At 72.5% G+C, this 20,942-nt stretch carries 20 protein-coding genes; 11 read left to right on the forward strand and 9 right to left on the reverse strand.

The features are described 5' to 3' along the window. Positions 1-4 precede the first annotated feature (4 nt). The 4 genes from MWU57_RS07865 (at position 5) to MWU57_RS07880 (ending at position 3,442) form a co-directional block, all read left to right on the forward strand. Positions 5-763 carry a hypothetical protein gene (locus MWU57_RS07865; protein ID WP_246908570.1) on the forward strand — a complete coding sequence of 253 codons (759 nt, stop codon included), beginning with the start codon at positions 5-7 and terminating at the stop codon, positions 761-763. Between the two features lie 38 nt (positions 764-801). After that, entirely contained in the window at positions 802-1,791 is a 990-nt protein-coding gene (locus MWU57_RS07870) for an ABC transporter ATP-binding protein (protein WP_246908573.1), read from the forward strand. Next, the gene (locus MWU57_RS07875; protein WP_106266272.1) at positions 1,788-2,597 is read left to right on the forward strand and encodes an ABC transporter permease; all 810 of its coding nucleotides are present in this window, start codon (positions 1,788-1,790) and stop codon (positions 2,595-2,597) included. The genes MWU57_RS07870 and MWU57_RS07875 overlap by 4 nt, the downstream gene beginning before the upstream one ends. 113 nt (positions 2,598-2,710) lie before the next feature. Beyond that, on the forward strand, positions 2,711-3,442 hold the full coding sequence (locus MWU57_RS07880) for a glutamine amidotransferase (RefSeq protein WP_246908575.1): 732 nt from the start codon (positions 2,711-2,713) through the stop codon (positions 3,440-3,442). A gap of 93 nt (positions 3,443-3,535) precedes the next feature. Here MWU57_RS07880 and MWU57_RS07885 read toward each other — a convergent pair whose 3' ends face one another. Together MWU57_RS07885 and MWU57_RS07890 are read right to left on the reverse strand one after the other, a co-directional pair. After that, the gene (locus MWU57_RS07885) at positions 3,536-5,824 is read right to left on the reverse strand and encodes a M6 family metalloprotease domain-containing protein (protein ID WP_246908576.1); all 2,289 of its coding nucleotides are present in this window, start codon (positions 5,822-5,824) and stop codon (positions 3,536-3,538) included. 170 nt (positions 5,825-5,994) lie between these two features. Then, positions 5,995-6,492, reverse strand: a complete 498-nt coding sequence (locus tag MWU57_RS07890; protein WP_246908578.1) for an NUDIX domain-containing protein — start codon at positions 6,490-6,492, stop codon at positions 5,995-5,997. Between the two features lie 288 nt (positions 6,493-6,780). Here MWU57_RS07890 and MWU57_RS07895 point away from each other — a divergent pair, with 288 nt between their 5' ends. From MWU57_RS07895 to MWU57_RS07910, 4 genes are all read left to right on the forward strand, one after another. After that, positions 6,781-7,908 carry a 3-deoxy-7-phosphoheptulonate synthase gene (locus MWU57_RS07895; RefSeq protein WP_374108536.1) on the forward strand — a complete coding sequence of 376 codons (1,128 nt, stop codon included), beginning with the start codon at positions 6,781-6,783 and terminating at the stop codon, positions 7,906-7,908. A 187-nt stretch (positions 7,909-8,095) separates the two neighbouring features. Beyond that, positions 8,096-8,662: an ECF RNA polymerase sigma factor SigK gene (gene sigK, locus MWU57_RS07900; RefSeq protein ID WP_246908580.1), complete on the forward strand. Its 567-nt coding sequence runs from the start codon at positions 8,096-8,098 to the stop codon at positions 8,660-8,662. Then, positions 8,655-9,398: an anti-sigma factor domain-containing protein gene (locus tag MWU57_RS07905; protein ID WP_246908582.1), complete on the forward strand. Its 744-nt coding sequence runs from the start codon at positions 8,655-8,657 to the stop codon at positions 9,396-9,398. The genes sigK and MWU57_RS07905 overlap by 8 nt, the downstream gene beginning before the upstream one ends. A gap of 34 nt (positions 9,399-9,432) precedes the next feature. Further along, positions 9,433-10,383 carry a hypothetical protein gene (locus MWU57_RS07910; RefSeq protein WP_246908584.1) on the forward strand — a complete coding sequence of 317 codons (951 nt, stop codon included), beginning with the start codon at positions 9,433-9,435 and terminating at the stop codon, positions 10,381-10,383. 136 nt (positions 10,384-10,519) lie between these two features. On the opposite strand, the gene MWU57_RS07915 is transcribed toward MWU57_RS07910, so the two are convergent. After that, positions 10,520-11,215, reverse strand: coding sequence for a fasciclin domain-containing protein (locus tag MWU57_RS07915; protein WP_106266260.1), 696 nt, complete (start codon positions 11,213-11,215; stop codon positions 10,520-10,522). A 148-nt stretch (positions 11,216-11,363) separates the two neighbouring features. Between MWU57_RS07915 and MWU57_RS07920 the strand changes: the two genes are divergently transcribed. After that, complete coding sequence (locus tag MWU57_RS07920) at positions 11,364-11,978, forward strand: hypothetical protein (RefSeq protein ID WP_246908586.1); 615 nt, start codon at positions 11,364-11,366, stop codon at positions 11,976-11,978. 63 nt (positions 11,979-12,041) lie between these two features. Then, on the forward strand, positions 12,042-14,027 hold the full coding sequence (locus tag MWU57_RS07925) for a cytochrome c biogenesis protein DipZ (RefSeq protein WP_246908588.1): 1,986 nt from the start codon (positions 12,042-12,044) through the stop codon (positions 14,025-14,027). 39 nt (positions 14,028-14,066) lie between these two features. Here the strand turns inward: MWU57_RS07925 and MWU57_RS07930 are convergent, their stop codons facing one another. After that, positions 14,067-15,263, reverse strand: coding sequence for an NAD(P)/FAD-dependent oxidoreductase (locus MWU57_RS07930; RefSeq protein ID WP_246908591.1), 1,197 nt, complete (start codon positions 15,261-15,263; stop codon positions 14,067-14,069). Positions 15,264-15,369: 106 nt separating this feature from the next. Here MWU57_RS07930 and MWU57_RS07935 point away from each other — a divergent pair, with 106 nt between their 5' ends. Next, a complete protein-coding gene (locus MWU57_RS07935; protein WP_246908593.1) occupies positions 15,370-16,113 on the forward strand; it encodes an SDR family oxidoreductase in 744 nt (247 codons plus the stop codon). A 144-nt stretch (positions 16,114-16,257) separates the two neighbouring features. Here the strand turns inward: MWU57_RS07935 and MWU57_RS07940 are convergent, their stop codons facing one another. The 5 genes from MWU57_RS07940 to MWU57_RS07960 form a co-directional block, all read right to left on the reverse strand. Further along, a complete protein-coding gene (locus MWU57_RS07940) occupies positions 16,258-16,890 on the reverse strand; it encodes an HdeD family acid-resistance protein (protein WP_246908595.1) in 633 nt (210 codons plus the stop codon). 73 nt (positions 16,891-16,963) lie between these two features. Then, positions 16,964-17,977, reverse strand: a complete 1,014-nt coding sequence (locus MWU57_RS07945) for a serine hydrolase (RefSeq protein ID WP_246908597.1) — start codon at positions 17,975-17,977, stop codon at positions 16,964-16,966. Between the two features lie 50 nt (positions 17,978-18,027). Continuing rightward, positions 18,028-18,930, reverse strand: a complete 903-nt coding sequence (gene sigJ, locus MWU57_RS07950) for an RNA polymerase sigma factor SigJ (RefSeq protein WP_246908598.1) — start codon at positions 18,928-18,930, stop codon at positions 18,028-18,030. 474 nt (positions 18,931-19,404) lie between these two features. Further along, positions 19,405-20,064 carry an Eco29kI family restriction endonuclease gene (locus MWU57_RS07955; RefSeq protein WP_246908599.1) on the reverse strand — a complete coding sequence of 220 codons (660 nt, stop codon included), beginning with the start codon at positions 20,062-20,064 and terminating at the stop codon, positions 19,405-19,407. Between the two features lie 118 nt (positions 20,065-20,182). Beyond that, positions 20,183-20,941, reverse strand: coding sequence for a very short patch repair endonuclease (locus MWU57_RS07960; RefSeq protein ID WP_246908600.1), 759 nt, complete (start codon positions 20,939-20,941; stop codon positions 20,183-20,185). Position 20,942: the final 1 nt, after the last annotated feature.

A 20,942-nucleotide genomic window follows, 5' to 3' on the forward strand; every position in this document is an offset into this window, starting at 1 on the left:
CACCGTGACCACCGCCACGACCGGACCCGCCCGCACCGGCACGCTGCACCACCGCGCGGTCGCCGCTGCCCGCCGCCGGCTCCAGCGCTACCTGCTCAGGACGGCGGTCTGGTTCTGGGCGGGCTGGGGCCTTCTGGTCCTCAGCGTGCCGGTCGTCGTCGACCGCTTCGGCGGCGAGGCCGACGGGTTGACCTACGACGCCGCGGGCAGCCCCGCGCGGTGGCCGGCGTTCGCCGTCGGCATCATCCTGACCGCCGCGCTCCTGGGCACGCACCTGGCCGCCGGGGGGACGCGCCGCTCTCTCGTGGAGGGCTTCGCGCGCGGCGCCGTCGTCGGGGGGCTGGTGTTCGGCGTCCTGACGGTCGTCCTCGGCCTCGTCGAGGAGCAGGTCTACTCGGCGCTCGACCGCCCCTACCAGGGCGCGGGCGGGCTCCCGCTCGACTCCGTGACCGGCGTCGCGGCGACCGTCGTCGCCCAGACGCTCGTGATCGTCACCTACGTGCTCGTCGGCGCGGCCGTCCAGGGCGGCTACCGGCGCTGGGGATCCTGGCGCGGGACCCTCGCCGTCGTCCCGCTGCTGGTCCCCGGCGCCCTCGCCGACCTCGCGAGCCGTTCCGGCATCTTCGCGATCCCGCTGCGCGACGCCCCCGTCGACTCGCTGCCCGGCCTGGTGCTCGCCGTCGTCGGCACGCTCCTCGCCGCATCTCTGGCCGGCGGCGTCGCGCACGGCGTGCTCCGCCACGCGCGGCCACGTCCCTCCTGACCCCCGTACCTCATCCACCTCACAGAAGGAGGCCAGAGATGGCCCAGCCGATCGTGGAGGTCCGCAACCTCCGCAAGACCTACGGCGACAAGGTCGCCGTCGACGACGTGTCGTTCGCCGTCCAACCCGGGGAGATCTTCGGGATCCTCGGCCCCAACGGCGCCGGCAAGACGACCAGCGTGGAGACCCTCGCAGGCCTGCGCCACGCCGACGGCGGCACCGTCCGCGTGCTCGGCATCGACCCGCAGCGGCATCCCGAACAGGTGCGCGAGCACCTCGGGGTCCAGCTCCAGGAGGCCGCGCTGCACGACAAGATCACCGTGGGCGAGGCCCTGCGGCTCTTCGCCGGCTTCTACTCCCGGCCCGCCGACCCCGACGAGCTCCTGGCGCTGCTCGACCTGACCGAGCACGCCGACAAGCAGTTCGGACGCCTGTCCGGCGGGCAGAAGCAGCGCCTGTCGATCGCGCTGGCGCTCGTCGGCAACCCGAGGATCGCGATCCTCGACGAGCTCACCACCGGGCTGGACCCGCAGGCCCGGCGCAGCACGTGGGACCTGGTCGAACGGGTGCGTGCCACCGGCGTGACGATCCTGCTCGTCACGCACTTCATGGACGAGGCCGAGCGCCTGTGCGACCGGCTCGTCGTCATCGACGCGGGTCGCGTCGTCGCCGAGGGCAGCCCCGCCGCGCTGATCGACCGGCTCGACGACGACCGCACCGTCGTCGTGCGCTTCGGTGCCGACGACGCCGGGCGCGCCCGCGAGGCGCTCGACCGTCTCGCGGCCGACCACCCCGACGTCTCGCGCGTCGAGGAGCTGGACGGGGGGCGCGGGGAGATCGCGGTCTCCGGCACGCCCCGCGTGCTGTTCGCCCTCGTCCCGGCGCTCGCCGAGGCCGATCTGGTGCCGGACGACGTCCGCACCGTCACCCGCACGCTCGAGGACGTCTTCCTCGCCGTCACGGGCCGCACCTACGCCCCGCAGGAAGAAGCCGAGTCCGCTCTCGTCGCCGAAGGAGCCCGGTCATGACCACGACCACCACCGCCCCGACCGCCCGCCCCCGAGGATCCGGCTGGCACGGGTTCGGGCGGCTGCTGACCACCGAGACGAAGGTCTGGATGCGTGACTTCGCCTCGCCGTTCTTCGGGATCGTGTTCCCGACGATCATCCTGCTGGGCGTCGGCTACTTCATCCCCGGGATGCGCGAACCGATCACGGACGCCCCGCCCGACTCCGTCTGGTTCGGGCTGACCCCGATCGCCACCTTCCTGCCCACCGTGCTCGCGATGGCCGTCGGCACCGCGTCGCTGACGGTGATGCCCGTGACCATCGCCACCTATCGGGAGAAGGGCGTGCTGCGGCGGCTGTCCACCACGCCGATGCGACCGCAGGGCATCGTGGCGAGCCACCTGATCATCAACATGGTCACCACGCTCGTGGGGATCGCGCTGGCGCTGGTGGTCGCCGAGGTCGCCTTCGGGGTGCCGGTGCCGGCCCAGCTCGGCGTGGTCCTGCTCGCGACCGCGCTCGGGCTGTCCGCCATGTTCGCGCTCGGGATGATGGTCGCCGCGGTGGCCCCGCGGCCGTCGTCGGCGAACGCCATCGCGATGTCGCTCTACTTCCCGATGCTCCTGCTGGCGGGGCTGTGGACGCCGGGCCCGATCATGCCGGACCTGCTGCGCGACATCGGCCAGTTCACCCCGCTCGGCGCTGCCGCGCAGGCCCTGACCACCGGCTGGTTCGAGTCCGGGTTCCCGACGCTGCAGATGATCGTCATGGCGGTGTGGACGGCCGTGCTGCTGCCCCTGGCGGTCAAGATGTTCCGCTGGTCCTGACCACCGCCCCGCCCCCCGCCCCGCCCGCCCCCGCGCGCGCCGAATGTGCAGGTCCTGACCGGAATGCGCCGTCATACCGGTCAGAACCTGCACGTTCGGCCTACGCTGCCGGAGTGAAGCCGTTCCTGCTCCTGGCGACCCGCGCCGAGGACGTCGCCGCCGACGGCGAGTACGCCGCCATCTGCCGCTACTCCGGGCTCGCCCCGGAACAGCTCCACCGGGTCCGGCTGGAGTCCCGCCCGATGCCGGCGATCGACCTCGACGCCTACTCGGGCATCCTCGTGGGCGGTGGCCCCTTCAACTCGTCCGACCCGGACGAGGAGAAGTCCGCGGTGCAGCTCCGTGTCGAGCGGGAGTTCGTCACCCTGCTCGACGAGGTCGTGGACCGGGACTTCCCGTTCCTCGGCGCCTGCTACGGCGTCGGGACGCTCGGCCAGTACGCCGGGGGAGTGGTGGACCGGCTCTACGGCGAGGCCGTCGGCCTGACGACCGTCGAGCTGACCCAGGAGGGCCTGACCGACCCGCTGCTGGCGGGGCTGCCGCCGGCGTTCACCGCCTTCGTCGGGCACAAGGAGGCCATGCGCAGCCTGCCGCCCGGCGCCGTGCGGCTCGCGTTCTCGCCGCGCGCCCCCGTCCAGATGTTCCGCCTGCGGTCCAACCTCTACGCCACGCAGTTCCACCCGGAGCTCGACCTCGCCGGACTCACCCAGCGCGTGGAGGTCTACCGGCACTACGGGTACTTCGCGGCGTCCGAGGCCGACGACGTCGTCAACCGGGCGGCCGCACGCTCGGTCACCGAGCCGATGCGGATCCTGCGCAACTTCGTCGACCTCTACCGACGCTGACGCCGCCCGACGGCGGGCCCCCGGTACGCCGTCGGGCCCGGCGCCGGGACTCTTCCCGGGACCGGGCCCGACGGTGGCCGGACGGTGCAGGCGTCAGTTGACGAGCACCGTCATCACGCCGCGCTTGCTGACCTTCTTGACCTCGATGGTCGTCCCCGTACCGCCGACGACGACCGAACCGCCGGGGTTCGCGTCGTCGTAGTAGGCGAACGGGTCGGTGTCGTCGAACACCGGGTTGGCCGGCGCGCCGTCGGTGACCAGGGTGGTCATGCCGCCCTCGGTCTCACGGTGCAGGGACAGCGGTGCGGCCGCCTGCGTGCTGAACGTCGCGTCGTACGACTGGATGCGGTTGCGGGCCACGGTGCCGTCCGACCACGTCAGCGCCGCGGCGTTCGCGTCGACCGGGAGCGCCTGGCCGCCGCCGGGGTGCTGCGACGTGTTGTTGTCGCCGTAGAGGCTGTTCACGTACCAGACCAGCAGGCCGTCCTGGTAGGCGTAGTGCTCCACGGTGTCCGGTGCGGTCAGCTGCCAGCCGAAGTTGTACGGCCCCGTCGCGAGCGTCGCGTCGTACCCGGCGTACTGCCGGTTCTCCGCCACGTAGTAGTGCGAGTACGTCTGCGTGTAGCTGCCGTCGGTGACGACCGTGTAGCCGTCGAGCGTCCACGCGGCCGCGTCGTCCTCGAACGAGGCCGTGAGCGCGGAGCCCACCGCGACGTCGTCCACCGCGAGCCCCGTCTCGTGGTACGCGGCGTCGTTCACGTGGCGGAAGCGCACCTGCGCGGTCTCGCCCGCGTAGGCGGAGACGTCGGCGGTCAGGCCGACCCAGGCGCCGTCCGTCGTGCCGGTGATGCCGTGCCCGAGGTTCTGGTTGTTCGGGTCCGTGTCCGTCGACAGGTTCGTGGCGAGCGGGGTGAAGGTGGCGCCGCCGTCGGTCGAGATCTCGGCGTAGGCGTAGTCCCAGTCGGCCTCGATCTGGTAGTTCACCTTCGCGGTGAGCTGCCCGTCGGCCGGGACGGTGAACGATGGCGAGGCGGCGCTCGCCGTGCGGTCGTCGCCGGTGCCCGAGTACAGGTACTTGCCGTCGAACGGCGGCAGGACGTCGATCTTCTCCTCGCCCTCGGGGAGGTTGACGACGACGGCCTGGGACTTCTTCGTCGCGTGGAACGACAGGCCGAGGTCCACCGTGGCGGACTCGCCGGCGTCGACGGAGGTGTAGTCGAGCCAGCCGAGGAACATCTTCTCGTGGGCGCCCATGTGGTTGGGCGTGGTGCCGATGGTGCCGTCACCGTGGCCCAGCCACGAGCCGGAGCTCATGAGGTTCCAGAAGCCGGTGCCGTTCTCGCCGCCCGCGGTGTCGTAGTAGTCGGGCAGCCCGAGGTCGTGGCCGAACTCGTGCGCGAACACGCCGAGGCCACCGTTCTCCGGCTCGGTCGTGTAGTCACGGATCCAGACGTCCGAGTCGCCGATCCGCACGCCGCCGGCGGGCTCGTAGTCGGCCGGGCCGTCGCCGTCCTGCCACCCGTTCGGGTTGACGGACCAGCGGTGGGACCAGATGGCCGACTCGGGGGCGCCGGCCTCTTCGCCCGGGCCCGCGTGGATCGCCTGGAAGTGGTCGATGTAGCCGTCGGCCTCGTCGTAGACGCCGTCACCGTCGAGGTCGTACCGGTCCCAGACGTCGAAGGACTCGAGGTACTCGGTGATCTCCTCGGGGGACTTGCCCTGGGCGACCTGATCGGCGTACCAGGCGTCGGCCGAGTCCTGGATGAACCGCGTCATGTCGACGTTCGACTCGGTCTGCCCGTAGGACGCCTGGTGGTAGGGCACGGTGACCCAGTCGGAGACGTCGCCCTGCAGGTCGAAGCGGCCCGAGCTCATCTCGTCGTAGACGCCGTGGAACGACTCGCCGCCCTGGTCGTCCAGGCCCTCGAAGAACATGTCGAGGAAGTGCTCGCGCGAGAAGTCGGACGTCCAGTACGTCGAGTTGTCCTGCGTGGTGGGCTCGGGGATCGCGTTGTGGACGGGCCCGGCGGGTGCGTCGGGGAAGCGGTCGTCGGTCTGGTCGCCGAACTCGACGAGGAAGGTCAGCAGCTGTGCCTCCTCCTCGGTCTCGTACTCGACCCACTGGCCGGGCGCGACCTCGACGACCCGGGAGCTGCTGCTGCCCTTGGCGCGGGTCTCGACCTCGGCCTGGCCGGTGGCCACGAGCTCGACGGCCTTCTGCTTCAGCTCACGTCGCTTCGTCGCGAGCGAGTCGGGGCGGTCGTCCTCCTTGACGGTCGCGCCGTCGGGCGTCGGGACGTCGATCGCGGGGGCCGCCGAGGCGGTCGGGGCGACGACGGCGGCGGCCGCGAGAGCAGCGGCGGCGCCGAACGCGCCGGTCATGCGTAGTTTCACTGTTCCTCCGGTGTGTGGAGCGTCCGGCCGTGTTTCGACCGGACGGGCCACCGCTGCCTGGTCGGCAGTTGTGGCGGGCAACACAAAACCAGAAGTTTGTGACGTGCGCGACAACGGGAGGCCCGGTGGTCCGGCTCGTGCCCGATTCGTGACCTCCGTCAGCGGACGAAGACCGTGCCCGCGGCAGGGTCCGCCCGGTACCGCTCCGCAGACCCCAGCCGCCGGCGCGTGGAGGGGGCGAGATCCTCGGGCAGCGAGCCCGGGTCGAACCACGCCACCGCGACCGACTCGTCGTCGGCGACGTGCGCGGCGGCCGCGGACGCGGCCGAGACGGGCCGCGCCAGGAAGCACAGGTCGAGGTACGCGCTGCGGTCGCCGTTCGGGTAGACCACCTCCGGCGTGGTGGACACCGCGGCCAGGGCCTCGACCTCCACCTCGACGCCGGTCTCCTCGAGCACCTCGCGGACGAGCCCCCGCGCCGGCTCCTCGCCGGGCTCCAGGATCCCGCTGACCAGGGCCCACAGCCCGTTGTCCGCGCGCTGTCCCAGCAGGAGGCGCCCGGCGTCGTCGTGCACGACGGCGGTCACGCCGGGAAGCCACAGCGGTGCGGTCCCGACCTGGGCGCGGAGGGCGGCGACGAACTCGGGGATCGGCATGGGGCGACCGTACCCGGGACCGGATCGTGGACACCGCTGGACGGTCGGGCGCGGCCGGGCGTACTCTCGTCGCCGTGGACATCCGTTGGTATTGGCGCTTTACGCCGGCTCCGCTGGGAGCTCGGCGGGCTCGCGCCTGACCGACACCTTCCACCGGAGCCAGCACAGGGCCTGGGACGCGACGCGCGTCCGGGCCCTTTGTCGTCGGGGCCTCCGGTCGGGATCGGACCGCCGCGACGCCGCCGGACCGCCGATCCCGCCCGCCACCGCCACGACCAGGAGCCCCCGATGAGCCCCACGACCACGCCCGACGCGCACGCCACGGCCCGCCCGCGCGATACTGACCTGATGGCCGAGACCTCTGACCTGCGCGTCCGCGCGCTGGATCCCCTGCCCGCCCCGCGGACCATGCGGGCGAACCTGCCGCTGGGGACCGCGCGCAGCGACCTTGTGACGACGTCGCGCCGTGAGGTGCGGGACGTGCTCCGGGGCGAGGACGACCGGCTCGTGGTCATCGTGGGGCCGTGCTCGGTGCACGACCCGGCGGCCGCCCTGGACTACGCGCGGCGCCTCGCACCGCTCGCGCGCGAGCTGTCGGAGGAGCTCGTCGTCGTGATGCGCGTCTACTTCGAGAAGCCGCGCACCACGGTCGGCTGGAAGGGCCTCATCAACGACCCGCACCTGGACGGCACGCACGACGTGCACCACGGCCTGCGGCTCGCCCGCGAGGTGCTGCTCGGCGTCCTGGACGCCGGGGTTCCGGCCGCGTGCGAGTTCCTCGAACCGACCTCCCCGCAGTACATCGCGGACGCCGTCACGTGGGGCGCGATCGGGGCGCGCAACGCCGAGTCGCAGGTGCACCGCCAGCTCGCGTCGGGCCTGTCGATGCCGGTCGGGTTCAAGAACGCGACCGACGGGGACGTGCAGATCGCGGTGGACGGCTGCATCACGGCCGCGAACGAGCACACCTTCTTCGGTGCGGACGCCGAGGGGCGCGCGGCCGCCGTCGAGACGGCCGGCAACCCGGACTGCCACGTCATCCTGCGCGGCGGGCGCGGCGGCCCCAACTACGGGGCGGACGACGTCGCGGCGGCGCTGGGCGTGGCCCGCACCTCCGGCCTCGGTGGAGCCGTCGAGCACGGTGTGATCGTCGACGCCTCCCACGGCAACTCGGGCAAGGATCACGTCCGGCAGGCCGAGGTGGTGCGCGAGATCGCCGCGCGGCTGGCCGAGGGCGAGCAGGGCATCAGCGGCCTGATGCTGGAGAGCTTCATCGAGGCCGGCGCGCAGAAGCCGGGCCCGCTGGACTCGCTCGTGTACGGCCGGTCCGTCACGGACAAGTGCATGGACTGGGGCACGACGGCGGAGCTCCTGGAGGTCCTGGCCGCTGCGGTGCGCTCGCGCCGCGACGTCTGACGGCGGTGCGCACCGTCGTCGGCCGCTCGCGGAAGACCCGAGGGAGGCCCCGTGACGGGCGCCATGCCGCGACGACCCATCCGCCGGGCCGTCGGCACCGAACCCATGACGTCCCGGAAGGTCCGGGGCGAGCGACGCGGGACGGGTGCAGATCGACCGGACGGCTCGGGTACGGCACACTGTGACGGTGCCGCCTTCCCTGCCGACTCCTGTCGACGAAGCCCTCGTGGCGTGCGTCGACGGTGACCCGGCGGCGTTCGGGCCCGTCTACGACGCCCTGGCCCCGGTGGCCTACGGCACGTCGCTCGGCGTGCTCCGCGACCCGGACCACGCCGCCGAGGTGACCCAGGAGGTGATGGTCGAGGTGTGGCAGACAGCAGAACGCTTCGACCCGTCGCGCGCCTCGGCGCGCACCTGGGTCGCCACCCTGGCCCGGCGTCGAGCGGTGGACCGGGTCCGCGCCGAGCAGGCGCGCCGTGACCGCGACCAGCGGGACGTCGACAGCGCCATCGGCGGGAGCAGCTACGACGTCGTCGCCGAGGACGTGGAGCGCCGGCTCGAGGGGGCGGCCGTGCGCCGCTGCCTCGACTCCCTGACGGCCACCCAGCGCGAGGCCGTCGTCGACGCCTACTACGGCGGCCGGACCTACCGCGAGGTCGCCGAGCGGCTCGGCGCGGCCCTGCCCACCGTGAAGTCCCGGATCCGCGACGGCCTCGGCCGCCTGCGCGACTGCCTGGGGGTGGCCCGTGGCTGACAGCACGCGTGACTCCTGGGACCTGCTGCCCGCCTACGCCCTCGACGCGGTCGACGACCTCGAGCGCCGTGCGGTCGAGCGCCTCCTCGCGGACGACGCCGAGGCCCGCCGTGCGCTCGACGAGTACCGCGAGGTCGTCGCGGCCTTCGCCGTCGAGCACGAACCGCCGGCGCACCTGCGCGCCACCGTCATGGAACGCATCTCGGCCTCGGCCGCCGACGGCGCCACCCCCGCCGCGGACGACGGCGGCACGGCGGGCGAGGCGGAGGTCGTCGAGCTCGCCTCGCGTCGCCGCCGGTGGGGTGTGCTGGCCGTCGCGGCGGCCGCCGTGGTCGCCGTCGCCGTGCCCACGACCGTCGCGATCCAGGCGACGGTGGAGCAGAACCGCCTGCAGGAGCAGGTCGACACGGTCGCCGAGATGATGGCCGACCCGTCGGCGACCCTGCTGCGCAGCGACGTCACCGGTGGCGGCTACGCCACGGTGCTCGCGGCGGGCGACGACTTCCTCTTCAGCGCGGGCGACCTGCCCGACGTCGGCGACGACTCGGTCTACCAGCTCTGGCTGGTCGGTGCCGAGGGCGGCGTGACGTCGGCCGGGCTCCTCGAGCCGCAGGACGGCGAGGTGGAGCAGCTGGTCAGCGACGTCTCCGGCGTGGGCCTGGCGGTCTCCGTGGAGCCCGAGGGCGGCTCGGAGCAGCCGACCACCGACCCGATCGTGGTCCTCGCCGAGGGCTGAGCAGTCCCGCCGGGCGGCGTGCCATCATCGCTCGATGACGTCGGTGCCCTGGATCCCCGACCCGGCGTGCGGTGACTGGGTGCGTGCCGGCCTGGACCCCGAGGGTGATGGCCGGTGGACCATCCATACCTTTGTCCCGCGCGGCTTCCAGGCCTACGCCAGGGTGCTCCACCCGCTGCGACGCGAGGACGACGGCGCGGTCGTCCGGTGGTCGCAGGTCGCGGCGGCGTTCGGCACGAGCATGAGCCCGACGGCGGACCTGGACCGGCTGTGCCGGCGCCCGTGGTCCGGCAACGAGGACGTCGTGACGCCGCAGGGCGAGGCGCTCGAGGCGCCGATGGAGGGCCTCGTGCCCGCCGACCTGCTCGCCGTCCTCGCCGGGCACCTGGCGCGGCACACCTCCACGCCGGACCGCGGCGTCGTGGGCGTCTGGGAGGGGATCGGGGGGCTGGTGTCCTCGGCGGGGCGGGCCTCGTTCGTGGCCTGGACCCCCGTCTGGTGGCTGCGGTGGCTCGTGGTGCCGGCGTGGAAGCTGATCCGGGCGGCGCGGCGGGTCGCCGTCGAGCTCCGGCACCGGCGCCGGTTCCGCGGGCACGTCGAGTTCGGGCTCGCACCACCGGACCCGGACGCCCCGGCCCCCGGCACCGGCATCCTCGCCGCCGACGCCGCGGCCGGCCCGCGTCTCGAGCTGCCCTACCGCAGCCACATCCTCTTCACGGCCGGGATCGAGCGGTTCACCGGCCCGGGATGGATCGAGGACGCTCCGTGGCTCGACGACCTGGACCGCCGGCAGCAGGACCCCCGGACTCCCGCGGTCTTCTGGCCGGAGGACCGCGCGTGGGTCGCCACGAACGACGTCGACGACGCGTGGACCCTGGTGGGCGGCTCCCGGGCGCTCGTGGACGCCCTCGTGGACGACCCGGCGCTCGAGGCGCTCGAGCTGCCCGAGGGCGCCGTGATCGAGCACGCTGCGCCGGAGCGGTAGCCGGACCTGGCCGGCCCGCGTCCGGGACGCCGGGCACACAGAAGACCGGGCCGCCTCGTCCGACGACGAGACGGCCCGGCCCCGAAGGCTCCCGGTCACCCCCTGCGTGCCCGGGAACCGGACCGTGGGGTGCCGGTCACATGGACGGCATGAGCACCGAGTCGACGAGGTAGACGGTGGCGTTCTGCGTCATGACGCCGCCGCAGACGACGTTCGCGTCGTTCACCATGAGCTCGTCGCCCTCGCCGGTGACCTCGACGGTCTCGCCCTGGACGGTCTCGTGCTCGCCGGCGATGTCCTCGGGCAGGATCTGGCCGGGCACCACGTGGTAGGTGAGCACCGAGGTGAGCAGGTCGGCGTCGGTGGACAGCGTGTCGATGGTCTCGGCGTCGACCGCGGCGAACGCGTCGTCGACGGGGGCGAACACGGTGAACTCGTCACCGTTGAGGGTGTCCACGAGGTTCACGTCGGGGTTGAGCTCGCCGCTCACGGCGGAGGTGAGGGTGGTGAGCATCGGGTTGTTGGACGCGGCCACGGCGACCGGGTCGGTGGACATGCCGGTGATCGAGCCGGCGCCGTCGGGCACCTCCTCGGCGTAGGCCTCGCAGCCCGGGCCCACGAGGTTCGCGGCGGGATCCATGGCCATGTCCGACTCCGTGTCCTCGGACTCCATGTCCTCCTCCATGGGGGACTCCTCCGCCATGGGCGACTCCTCGGTCATGGTCTCCTCGGAGCCCGACATGTCGGAGTCGTCGGAGGAGCAGGCGCCGAGGGCCAGCAGTGCCAGGGTCGCGAAGCCGGCGGCGGCGGTGCGGGTACGAACGTTGTTCATCGATCTCTCCTTGCCTCGTCGCCCCGACCTCTTTCCGGGGCGCTTCACCGGGGGTTCGGAGCCCTGGCAGGGGCGGATGGGTGGATAAGGAAGAATTTTTCGGGGCCGGAGACGGGCGTTCGCGCCCCCGCCCTTGCAGACTCGGGGGATGGGTGACGAGCAGCGGTTCCGCGGGCAGATCCTCGGGTGCGGCACGACGTCCGGCACGCGCGTGGTGCTGGGGCACTGGTGGGAGTCGCCGTTCGGTGCGTTCGCGGACGCGATGGTCGAGGACGCCGCCGGGCACCGGGTGCTCGTCGCGCCGCCGCACGTCGCGGACTTCGTGGCCACCACGTACCGGTTCGACGAGGTCGTCGAGACGTCGGTGTCCGTGCGGGCGGACATCGGCCGCGGCGCCGGTGGCCACCTCGAGGCCGCGGCCGGCCCGCTCCGGCTGCGTGCCGCCGTCGGACGCCGCACCGCGCTGGGCCGGGTGCTGCGGCTGGTGCCCGGCCGGCTCGCCGCCGCGCCGACGTTCGCGCTGCTGACCGACCCGGTCGCGCGCCTCCTGCTCCACGGCGTGCGCACGCGCGGCAGCGCCGGGAACGGGCGGAGCGAGACCTACGGCGCGACGGACGTCCGGAGCCTCACGGCGGTCCGCGCGAGCTGGGAGGGCCGCGACCTCGGGGCGCTCGCGGACGTGGACCCCCCGGTGCGGTTCGGGTTCGGCTCCACGCCGCGACGGCCGTCCCTGACGCAGGTCGTCACCACCGTCCGCGGGTGACGAGGTGGGCGCGCCCGGCGCGCGCCCACCCATCCGTGCGGCCCACGGTTCCGAACCTGCGGCATGGAGACCTTGATCATCATCGGCCTGCTCGGCGGCCTCATCACCGGCATCTCGCCGTGCATCCTGCCGATGCTGCCGGTGATCTTCTTCGCGGGCGGCGTCGAGGGGGCCCGGCAGCGTACGGAGGCCGCCGGGGGACGTATCGCGGCCGACGACGGCGCACCGGACGGGGGCCCGGACGCTGCGGCCGGCGAGGGCGGCGGCGTCAGCCCCGCGCTGTTCGCCGGAGCGCCGTCGGCGGTGCGGGTCGGCCGGTCGGGGCAGGTCACGAGCGGCCCGCCGACGGGCCGCGGCGGCACGCTGACGCTGCCCCTCTCCCCGGACGAGCCGGCGTCGGGCCGCGACGGCCGGCGCCCGAGCCGGTCCGCGAGCGGTGCGGGCCGGTCGTGGCGCCCCTACCTGGTGATCGCCGGGCTGGTGCTGAGCTTCACGGTGTTCACGCTGCTCGGCTCGGTGCTGCTGACGGCCCTGGGACTGCCGCAGGACCTGCTGCGCTGGCTGGGGATCGCGCTCCTGGCGGCGATCGGCGTCGGCATGATCGTGCCGCGGATCGAGGAGGTGCTGGAGCGCCCGTTCCAGCGCATCGCCGCGTTCGGCTCCCGGAAGGGTGCCGCGCGCCAGGACCGCGGTGCGTTCCTCCTGGGCCTCGGGCTGGGTGTGCTGTACGTGCCGTGCGCGGGGCCGGTGCTGGCCGCGATCACCGTCGCGGGGGCGACGGGCAACATCGGGCCGGGCACGGTCGCGCTCACGGTGAGCTTCGCCGTCGGCGCCGCGATCCCGCTGCTGGTCTTCGCGCTGGCGGGCCGCCGGGTGGCCGAGCGGGTGCGCGGGTTCCAGCGCCACCAGCGCGGGATCCGCGTGACCGGCGGTGTCGTGATGATCGTGCTGGCCGTGGCGCTCGCGTTCGACGTGCCCGCTCAGATCCAGCGCGCGCTGCCGGACTACACCGGGGCGCTGCAGGAGCAGGTCGACGCCAACGAGTCCGTCCAGGAGGCGCTCGAGCTGGGCGGCATCGTCACCGACGCCAACCGGGAGCTGTCGAACTGCACCAGCGGGTCGACCGAGCTGGCGGACTGCGGGACCGCGCCGCCGCTGACGGGCATCACGCAGTGGCTCAACACGCCGGAGAACGAGCCGGTGGCGCTGGAGGACCTGCGCGGCCAGGTGGTGCTCATCGACTTCTGGACGTACTCGTGCATCAACTGCCAGCGCGCCATCCCGCACGTCAACGCCTGGTACGACAAGTACCAGGACGCCGGGCTGGAGGTGATCGGGGTGCACACCCCGGAGTTCGCGTTCGAGCGCGAGACGCGCAACGTGATCGCGGGCGCGGAGGACCTGGGCGTGGAGTACCCGATCGCGCAGGACAACTCCTACTCGACGTGGACCACGTACCGGAACCGCTACTGGCCGGCCGAGTACCTCATCGACGCCGACGGCACGGTGCGCTACCTGAAGTTCGGCGAGGGCGACTACGCCGTGACCGAGCAGCACATCCGCGACCTGCTCGTCGCGGCCGACCCGGGCGTCGAGCTGCCGCCGCCGTCGGACGTCGTCGACACGACGCCGGACGCGGAGACCACGCCGGAGACGTACCTCGCGCTCAACAAGGTCTTCAACTACGCGGGCCCGACGGCGTACGGCAGCGGCGAGGAGACGTTCGAGCCGGCGGCCGAGCAGCAGCCGGACACGTTCTCGCTGGCGGGCACGTGGGACGTCGACTTCCAGGGCGCCACGGCGGTGTCCGACGACGCCCGGCTGGTCCTCGCCTACCAGGCGACGGACGTGTTCGCGGTGCTCGGCGGCGAGGGCACCGTCACGGCGCGGGTGACCGCTCCGGACGGGACGGTCCGCTCCGAGGAGGAGATCGCCGTCGGCGGCAACCCCACGCTGTACGACGTGCTGCGGGGCGACGGCCCGACGGACGGCACCGTCGAGCTGGAGGTGCCCGCCGGGGTGTCGGTGTACACGTTCACCTTCGGGTGACCGGGCGGCGGCTCGGGACGAGCCGCCGCCCGGCGCGGCTCAGACGAACGACTCCAGCGTGGCGCGGTCGACGGGTCCCTCGGCGCGGATGAGTTTCTCGACGTCGTCCATGCGGTCCCAGACGTTGATGCCCATCCCCGCCTGGACACGGCCGCCGTCCACCCAGAACGCGACGCACTCACGGTCCTCCGGCGACCCGCTGAGCACCACCTCGCCGCTGGTGACGCCCTTGACCTCCATGCCGAGGTCGAACTGGTCGCTGAAGAAGTACGGCAGCACGTCGTAGTCGCCGCCGGAGCCGAGCATGGAGCGGGCGGCGTGCTTGCCCGTCTCGTCGGCGAACGCCCAGTGCTCGACCCGCAGCGGTCGGCCGTAGCGCGGCGACGGGACGGAAGCGATGTCGCCTGCCGCCCAGACGCCGGGCGCGGAGGTCCGGAGGCCGCCGTCGACGGCGATCCCGCCGCCGTCGGCCGCCGCCCGCAGCTCGATGCCGGCCGCTCCGGCCAGGTCGCACTGCGGGGTGACGCCGACGCCGACGACGACGGTGCCCGCCTCGAGCGTGGTGCCGTCGTCGAGCTGCACGCCGGAGACGCTGCCGGAGCCGGTCAGGGCGGCCACCGACGTCTCGCGCAGCAGCCGGACGCCGTTCTCCTCGTGGAGTCCCGCGAAGATCTCGCCCACCCGGGCGCCGAGGCCGTGCAGCGGGTGCGGCGACCTGCCGACCACGGTCACCTCGCGGCCGAGCTGCCGCGCCGACGCCGCCACCTCCATCCCGATCCAGCCGTCGCCGACGACGACGACCGGCCCGTCGCTGCTCAGCGCGTCCTGCAGGCGGTCGGCGTCGACGACCGTGCGCAGGTGGTGCACCCCGAGGAGGTCGGTGCCGGGCACCTGGAGCCGGCGGACACGCGAGCCGGTGGCCAGCAGCAGGCGCGAGTACCGCAACGACCCGCCCGGTGCCGCCTCGACGCTGCTGCTGCCCACGTCGAGCCGGGCGGCCGACGTGGAGGTGCGCAGGTCGACGCCCTGCTCGGCGTACCAGTCCGCGTCGAGGGGGAACAGGGCGTCCTGGCCGGCCTCCCCACGCAGATAGTCCTTGGAGAGCGGCGGGCGCTCGTACGGCGGGACGGCCTCACCGGTGAGGACGACGAGATCGCCGTCGTACCCCTGTTCGCGCAGCGTCTCCGTGGCGCGGGCGGCGGCGAGCCCGCCCCCGACGACGACGATCGGCTCCATCGGTCCTCCTTCGTCCGTCCTGCGTGACCTGCCTCACAGCCTGTCACGTCGGACGGCGCTGTGCTGTCGAATGTCTGGAACGGGTCGCAACAGGAGGGTGAGCAGCATGAGGATCGCAGTCGCCGGTGGGACCGGAGTCGTCGGGAGGCACGTCGTGGCCGCCGTGGAGCGCGCCGGGCACGAGGCGGTGGTGCTCTCCCGCGGACGGGGCGTCGACGTGGCGACCGGGAGCGGGCTGGACGCCGCGCTCGAGGGGGTGGACGCCGTCGTCGACACGCTCAACGTCACGAGCCTGCGGGAGAAGGTCGCCACGGAGTTCTTCACCACGACGTCGCGCCACCTGGTGGCCGCCGGCGTGCGGGCCGGCGTCGGGCACCACGTGCTGCTCTCGATCGTGGGCATCGACCGGGCGTCGGGGTACGGCTACTACCGCGCCAAGCTGGAGCAGGAGGAGGTGGTGCGAGCGGGGGACGTGCCGTGGTCGGTGGTGCGCGCGACGCAGTTCCACGAGTTCCCGGGGCAGGTGCTCGGCCAGGTCCCCGGCCCGGTGGGGATCATGCCGCGGATGCGGTGCCGGCCCGTCGCCGCGGCCGAGGTGGGGACGTACCTGGCCGAGGTCGCCGCCGGGCCGGCCCGAGGTCAGGCGCCGGAGATCGCGGGTCCCCGCGAGGAGCAGATGGTCGACATGGCCCGCCGGCTGCTGCGCGCGCGGGGACGACGGCGGTGGGTGCTGCCGGTCGACTTCCCCGGGGCGGGAGCCGCGTTCCGGGGTGGGGCGCTGCTGCCCGACGGCGAAGGGCCGCGAGGGTCGGTGACCTTCGACGAGTGGCTGTCGGCATCGCCAGCCTGACCACGAACGTAGACGAACCTGTCGGGACACCAGAGGCGGACGAGGTCCGTCCGAGGTCCGTCGATCCGGCCCTCCGGCACACCCGACGGGTGCTGGAACGGCTGGACGACCCCGTCGAACTGCCGGCCGACAGGCGTCGACCGTCTACGGTGTAGCGCCGGGCTCAGGTCCAAGGCCGGGCGCCACGGTCGCGTCCGCGTCCTTCTGACGGGTGGTCGTCGCCAGGCCACCCACCAGGACGACGGCGCCCGACAGCACCAGGTACAGCGCGAGCAGCAGGGCGACGGTCGTCGTGTCATCGGTGGGCCCGGCCAGGAGCACGACGCCGAGCACGAGCCAGAGGGCCGCGTTGACGAGCTGCCAGTCCCACGCCATCGTGCGGGCGGTGCGGCCCCGCAACCCGCCGGCGAGGGCCATGGCGCCGGCGAAGCACGCCCAGATGCCGACGAGCAGGAAGAGCAGCGGGCTCGTCATCGACGGCCAGACCACGATGAGCACGCCCGCCACGATGCTGACGATGCCGGCGACGAGCCGGGCGTTGAGGTCCTCACCGTCGGAGCCGCCGGTGGCACGCCGGTTCTCGACCACGAGCAGCACGCCCTGGACGGCGATCACGATGCCGACGAGCCATCGGAGCCACGTCAGGCCCTCCTCCGGGTTGAGGAACAGGACGACGCCGGCCACCAGCTGGACGGCGCCCCGGAGGTAGACGAGGCCCCATAGTCGCCGGGCCGTCCCGACCGTGCGGCTGGACATCGGGGCGCTGGCGTCTGACATCTGCGTGCCTCCTCGTGGCGCTGCTGCCTGGTGCGATGCTACGAGCGAACCTGCCGCTGCGCGCTGCGAGGCGTCAGTCGAACAGCCCCGCTGTGGCGCCGATGACCGGCCACGCACCCTCGGAGGTGTTGCCCAGGACGCTCACCGTCGTCGAGGTGGCCGGGTCGTGCGTGGAGCGGAACGAGACACCGGCGTCGTAGCCCTCGAGGATGACGGCCGGACCTGTGCGGTGCCGCCAGAAGCCCATCCCGTAGCGCAGGTCCTCGGCCGGGACGTCGTGGCGGGCGCGGGTCATCTCCTCGACCGTCTCCCGTGCCACGATCTGCCCGGCGAACAGCGCCCGCCAGAAGCGGTGCAGGTCGCCGGCCGTGGTGTAGATGCCGCCGTCGCCGTTGCCGAGCACGGGAAGGTGCAGCAGGTTGGTGCGGTTGCCCGTCGCGTCCAGGTACCCGAGGGCGACGTCCCCGGGCAGGCCGTCGGAGCGCAGGTAGCGGGTCGCCGTCAGGCCGGCGCGGTCGCAGACCTCGGTGTGCACCAGGTCGTGGAACGTGCGCCCGCTGACCCTCTCGGCGATCAGCGCCAGGACCACGTACCCACCGTTGTTGTAGGCGAACCGCTCGCCGGGGTCGGACTGCTGGGGGAACCCGTCCAGCTCCGGCAGGAACGCCTCGGCACGGTCCAACAGGTGCACGGGGGAGCGCAGGACGTGGTCGTCGACCTCCCAGTCGGCCTCCTCGTCGAGGTAGTCGCCGATGCCGGACGTGTGCGTCAGCAGGTGCTCCACCGTCACCGCGTCGTCGACGAGAGGAAGATCTGCGCCCAGGACGTCGCGCGCCGGCGTCGTCAGCTGCAGCGCGCCGTCCTCGACGAGCCGCATCACGGCCAGGGCGGTGAAGGCCTTGCTGCCGCTCGCGACGCCGAACCGGTGCGACGCCGTGTTGGGCACCTGCAGCGCGCGGTGGGCGTCGCCGGACGCGCGCTCGAGGACGCGATCGTCCGCGACGTCGACCGCCACGACGCCGGAGAAGTGCCCCTCGGCCACAGCCTCGGTGACGGCCGCGTCGAGCCGGTCCACGTCGATGTGCATGAGGCAACGCTAGGAAGTCGCTGCTGCCTCGTCGAGGGAATACGTGGCGCTCACGGTGCGAAGCCTGCGAGCTTGTCGGGGTTGACCTGGACGAACACGTGCTCGATACCCGCAGCGGTGACCTCGAGCGACAAGAGCCCGGTGAGAATTCCGTCCCGCCGGAAGGACAGCGCGGGACGTCCGTTCGCCTCGACGAAGCTCGCCTCGACGCCGTCGCCGTACTTGCGCCAGAGGCTGCCGAAGAACAGCGAGACCCGCTCGGCGCCCACCAGGTCGACACGGGCGGCGTGCACACGCCCGCCACCGTCCGAGCGTGCCACGACCTCCTCGGCCAGAAACTGCTCGAAGCGGCTCATTTCCCCGTCCCGTGCGGCGGCGAGGAACTCTCCGAGCAGACGGCGGTGCTCGTCCCGGTCCACGGTGACCGCATCACGGGTGCCGAGACGGTCGCGCGACCGGCGTGCGAGCTGGCGTGCGTTCGTCTCGGTCAGGTCCAGGGTCTCCGCGACGCGGCGATAGGGGTAGCCGAAGGCCTCCCGCAGCACGTAGACGGCCCGCTCGACAGGAGTGAGCCGCTCGAGCAGGACCAGCACCGCGACCTCGAGCGCCTCGGCCCGTTCGGCACCCAGGGCAGGGTCCTCCGAGGTGTCGACCGGTTCGGGCAGCCACGGACCCACGTACGTCTCGCGCCGGGCGTACGCCGACGTCGTCGCGTTGATCGCCAGGCGCGTCGCGACCGTGGTCAGGAACGCAGCAGGGTTCTTGACGCGCGACCGATCGGTGCTCTGCCACCGGATCCACGTGTCCTGCAGGACATCCTCCGCCTCCGCAACACCACCCAGCATGCGGTAGGCGATCCCGAAGAGCTGCGGCCGGACGGAGAGGAACGCGTCGAGGGCTGCGGTGCCGTCCTGCTCGGCGGAGTGCTCGGGCACGGACGGGTCCGACGTCATGTGGCCACGCTACGCCACGGGTGCTTCGTGGCCGTGTACGACGAGAGGCCCCCTGGGCAGCGTTCCCGCTGTTCAGAGGGCCTCTCGGCTAGTCGGGGTGACAGGATTTGAACCTGCGACCTCTTCGTCCCGAATCAAGAACCACCTGCGCAAGCGCGCGCTGAGCGGCGGATTCTCGCCCGTGGCGGTTCGTGAGCGTCCGCGCGTGAACGGACGCTTCGTGAAGCAGTTAATGAAGCAGGGGGTCGGCTCGCCAGGACGCGTGAGGCCCTACTGCGGGAGGGTCAGTACGCGGAAGATGCGGCCATGCGCCTCTTGCTCGGCCCCCTGCCCCAGGCCAAGAACGCCGACGGGCTCGCGTGTCCCACGACAGTGACAGCCGACACCCCGTCGCACCCACATGCCAGAATCAGCACCCGAACACGGCAACAACGCCACACCAGCGCCGGTCGACCGTCGGATGAAAGATCGAGGCTAACTCTTCGGAACCTCGATCGCGTGAGGGTCGTAAGAGGTCCAGTCGATTGAGCCGCGCGCGCCGCAAAGTGCCACTTGCATGTCGATCAGCTTGCTCGCGATCGACTGCTCCTTGGCGACAGTTGCCGCATTCCTGGCTGAGCCGTAGGTCCGCGAACGCCCTGGGTGGGCCGTATCCCAAGCTGATTGAGCGCCGGTTCGCGTCGTCGACCCTTGCTCGTTACTGCCGAAGCCCGTGAAAACGGCGTTCCAGACAGGCTTGTATCCCACGCGGAGCCCGTTCTCGCCGAGGTCGATGTGGACGTCCGGCATGAGGAGCATGCGTACGGAGAACTCGCGAAGATCGAGACTGCTCTGGTCGATCGACCTCTTGTGCTTCTGTACCCGCTTGTACAACGGGTTCGCTGTGGGCGCCGAGCGCCCCGTCGCACTTGCGTTCTGCTGCGCCGACCCAACGTAGACCGGGACGAGGAGGGTGCTCAATTTGCTGTAGAGGCCGTGTGTGACCCCGTCGTAATAGATGGCGTAGAGCCCAGCGCCGTCGAAGTCCGCGATGTTCGCGAACGTCGTCGCGGGCTGCTCCTCGAACTTCTGGCAAACGACAGCTGTCAGCCCCGTGGTCGAGAGCGGGTCGTAGTACGCGGGTACGAAACTCATGTGCCGATCTTGGCACATGCGGCTCTGTCACCAGGGGTTTCATGCGCTGTGGCATCCGCCGACCGATGCACCTCATCTCGTGCGAGGAACCCAAACTGGCCTCACAGGCGATGTGCAACTACCGTTCACGACGCTGTAGCACAGCCTCGCGGATGCGCGCCGCGACCACCTGCGCGGGCTCATGCTCCCATCCCCGGATCACTACCCACCCTTCATCGATCAGCTGGCGGTTGGTATCAGCGTCACGGGCGCGGTTCGCCGAGATCTTCTCCGACCAGAACGCCGAGGTCTGGCCGGTCGCCGGGCGATGGTGATCTGGGCACCCGTGCCAGAAGCACCCGTCCACGAACACCGCGACCCGCTCACGTGGGAACACAACGTCGGCGGTTCGCCGGAGGCTAGGGAGTGGGCGGGTCCCTACGCGGTATCGCAGCCCCATCCCGAAGAGAGCCGAACGAACCGCCAGCTCGGGCATAGTGTCCCGTGGCTTGTTCGCCTTCATGACGGCTCTAGATGCGGGCGACGAGGCCCAGGAGGCATCCGGTTCGACGAGTAGCTCCTTCGCGCGTGCGGTGTCCCACGCGGCGCGCAGGTTCTCTGCTCGTGTCGGCCGATCGACCTCACCGAGGTACGTGGTGTGCGTCTTGCCCGCGCGGCTCCATCGAAGGTATGCCCTGATACGCCGCTGCTTGGGAAGGAGCTTCAACTCCACAGAGGCATGCGCCACCCGGCCGTCGCCTGCGTCAACAAGGCGCCGCTCGTGACCGCCTGCGGCCCGGTCCTGCTCGACGCTCCCCGCCTTGGCGGACCGGCCCTTGGTTCCCCGCCACGCTGCGTCGGCCGGACGGCTCTCACGCCAAGTGGAGTTCTGGGTCACG

Source organism: Isoptericola sp. S6320L (assembly GCF_023015685.1).
Taxonomy (GTDB): Bacteria; Actinomycetota; Actinomycetes; order Actinomycetales; family Cellulomonadaceae; genus Isoptericola; species Isoptericola halotolerans_A.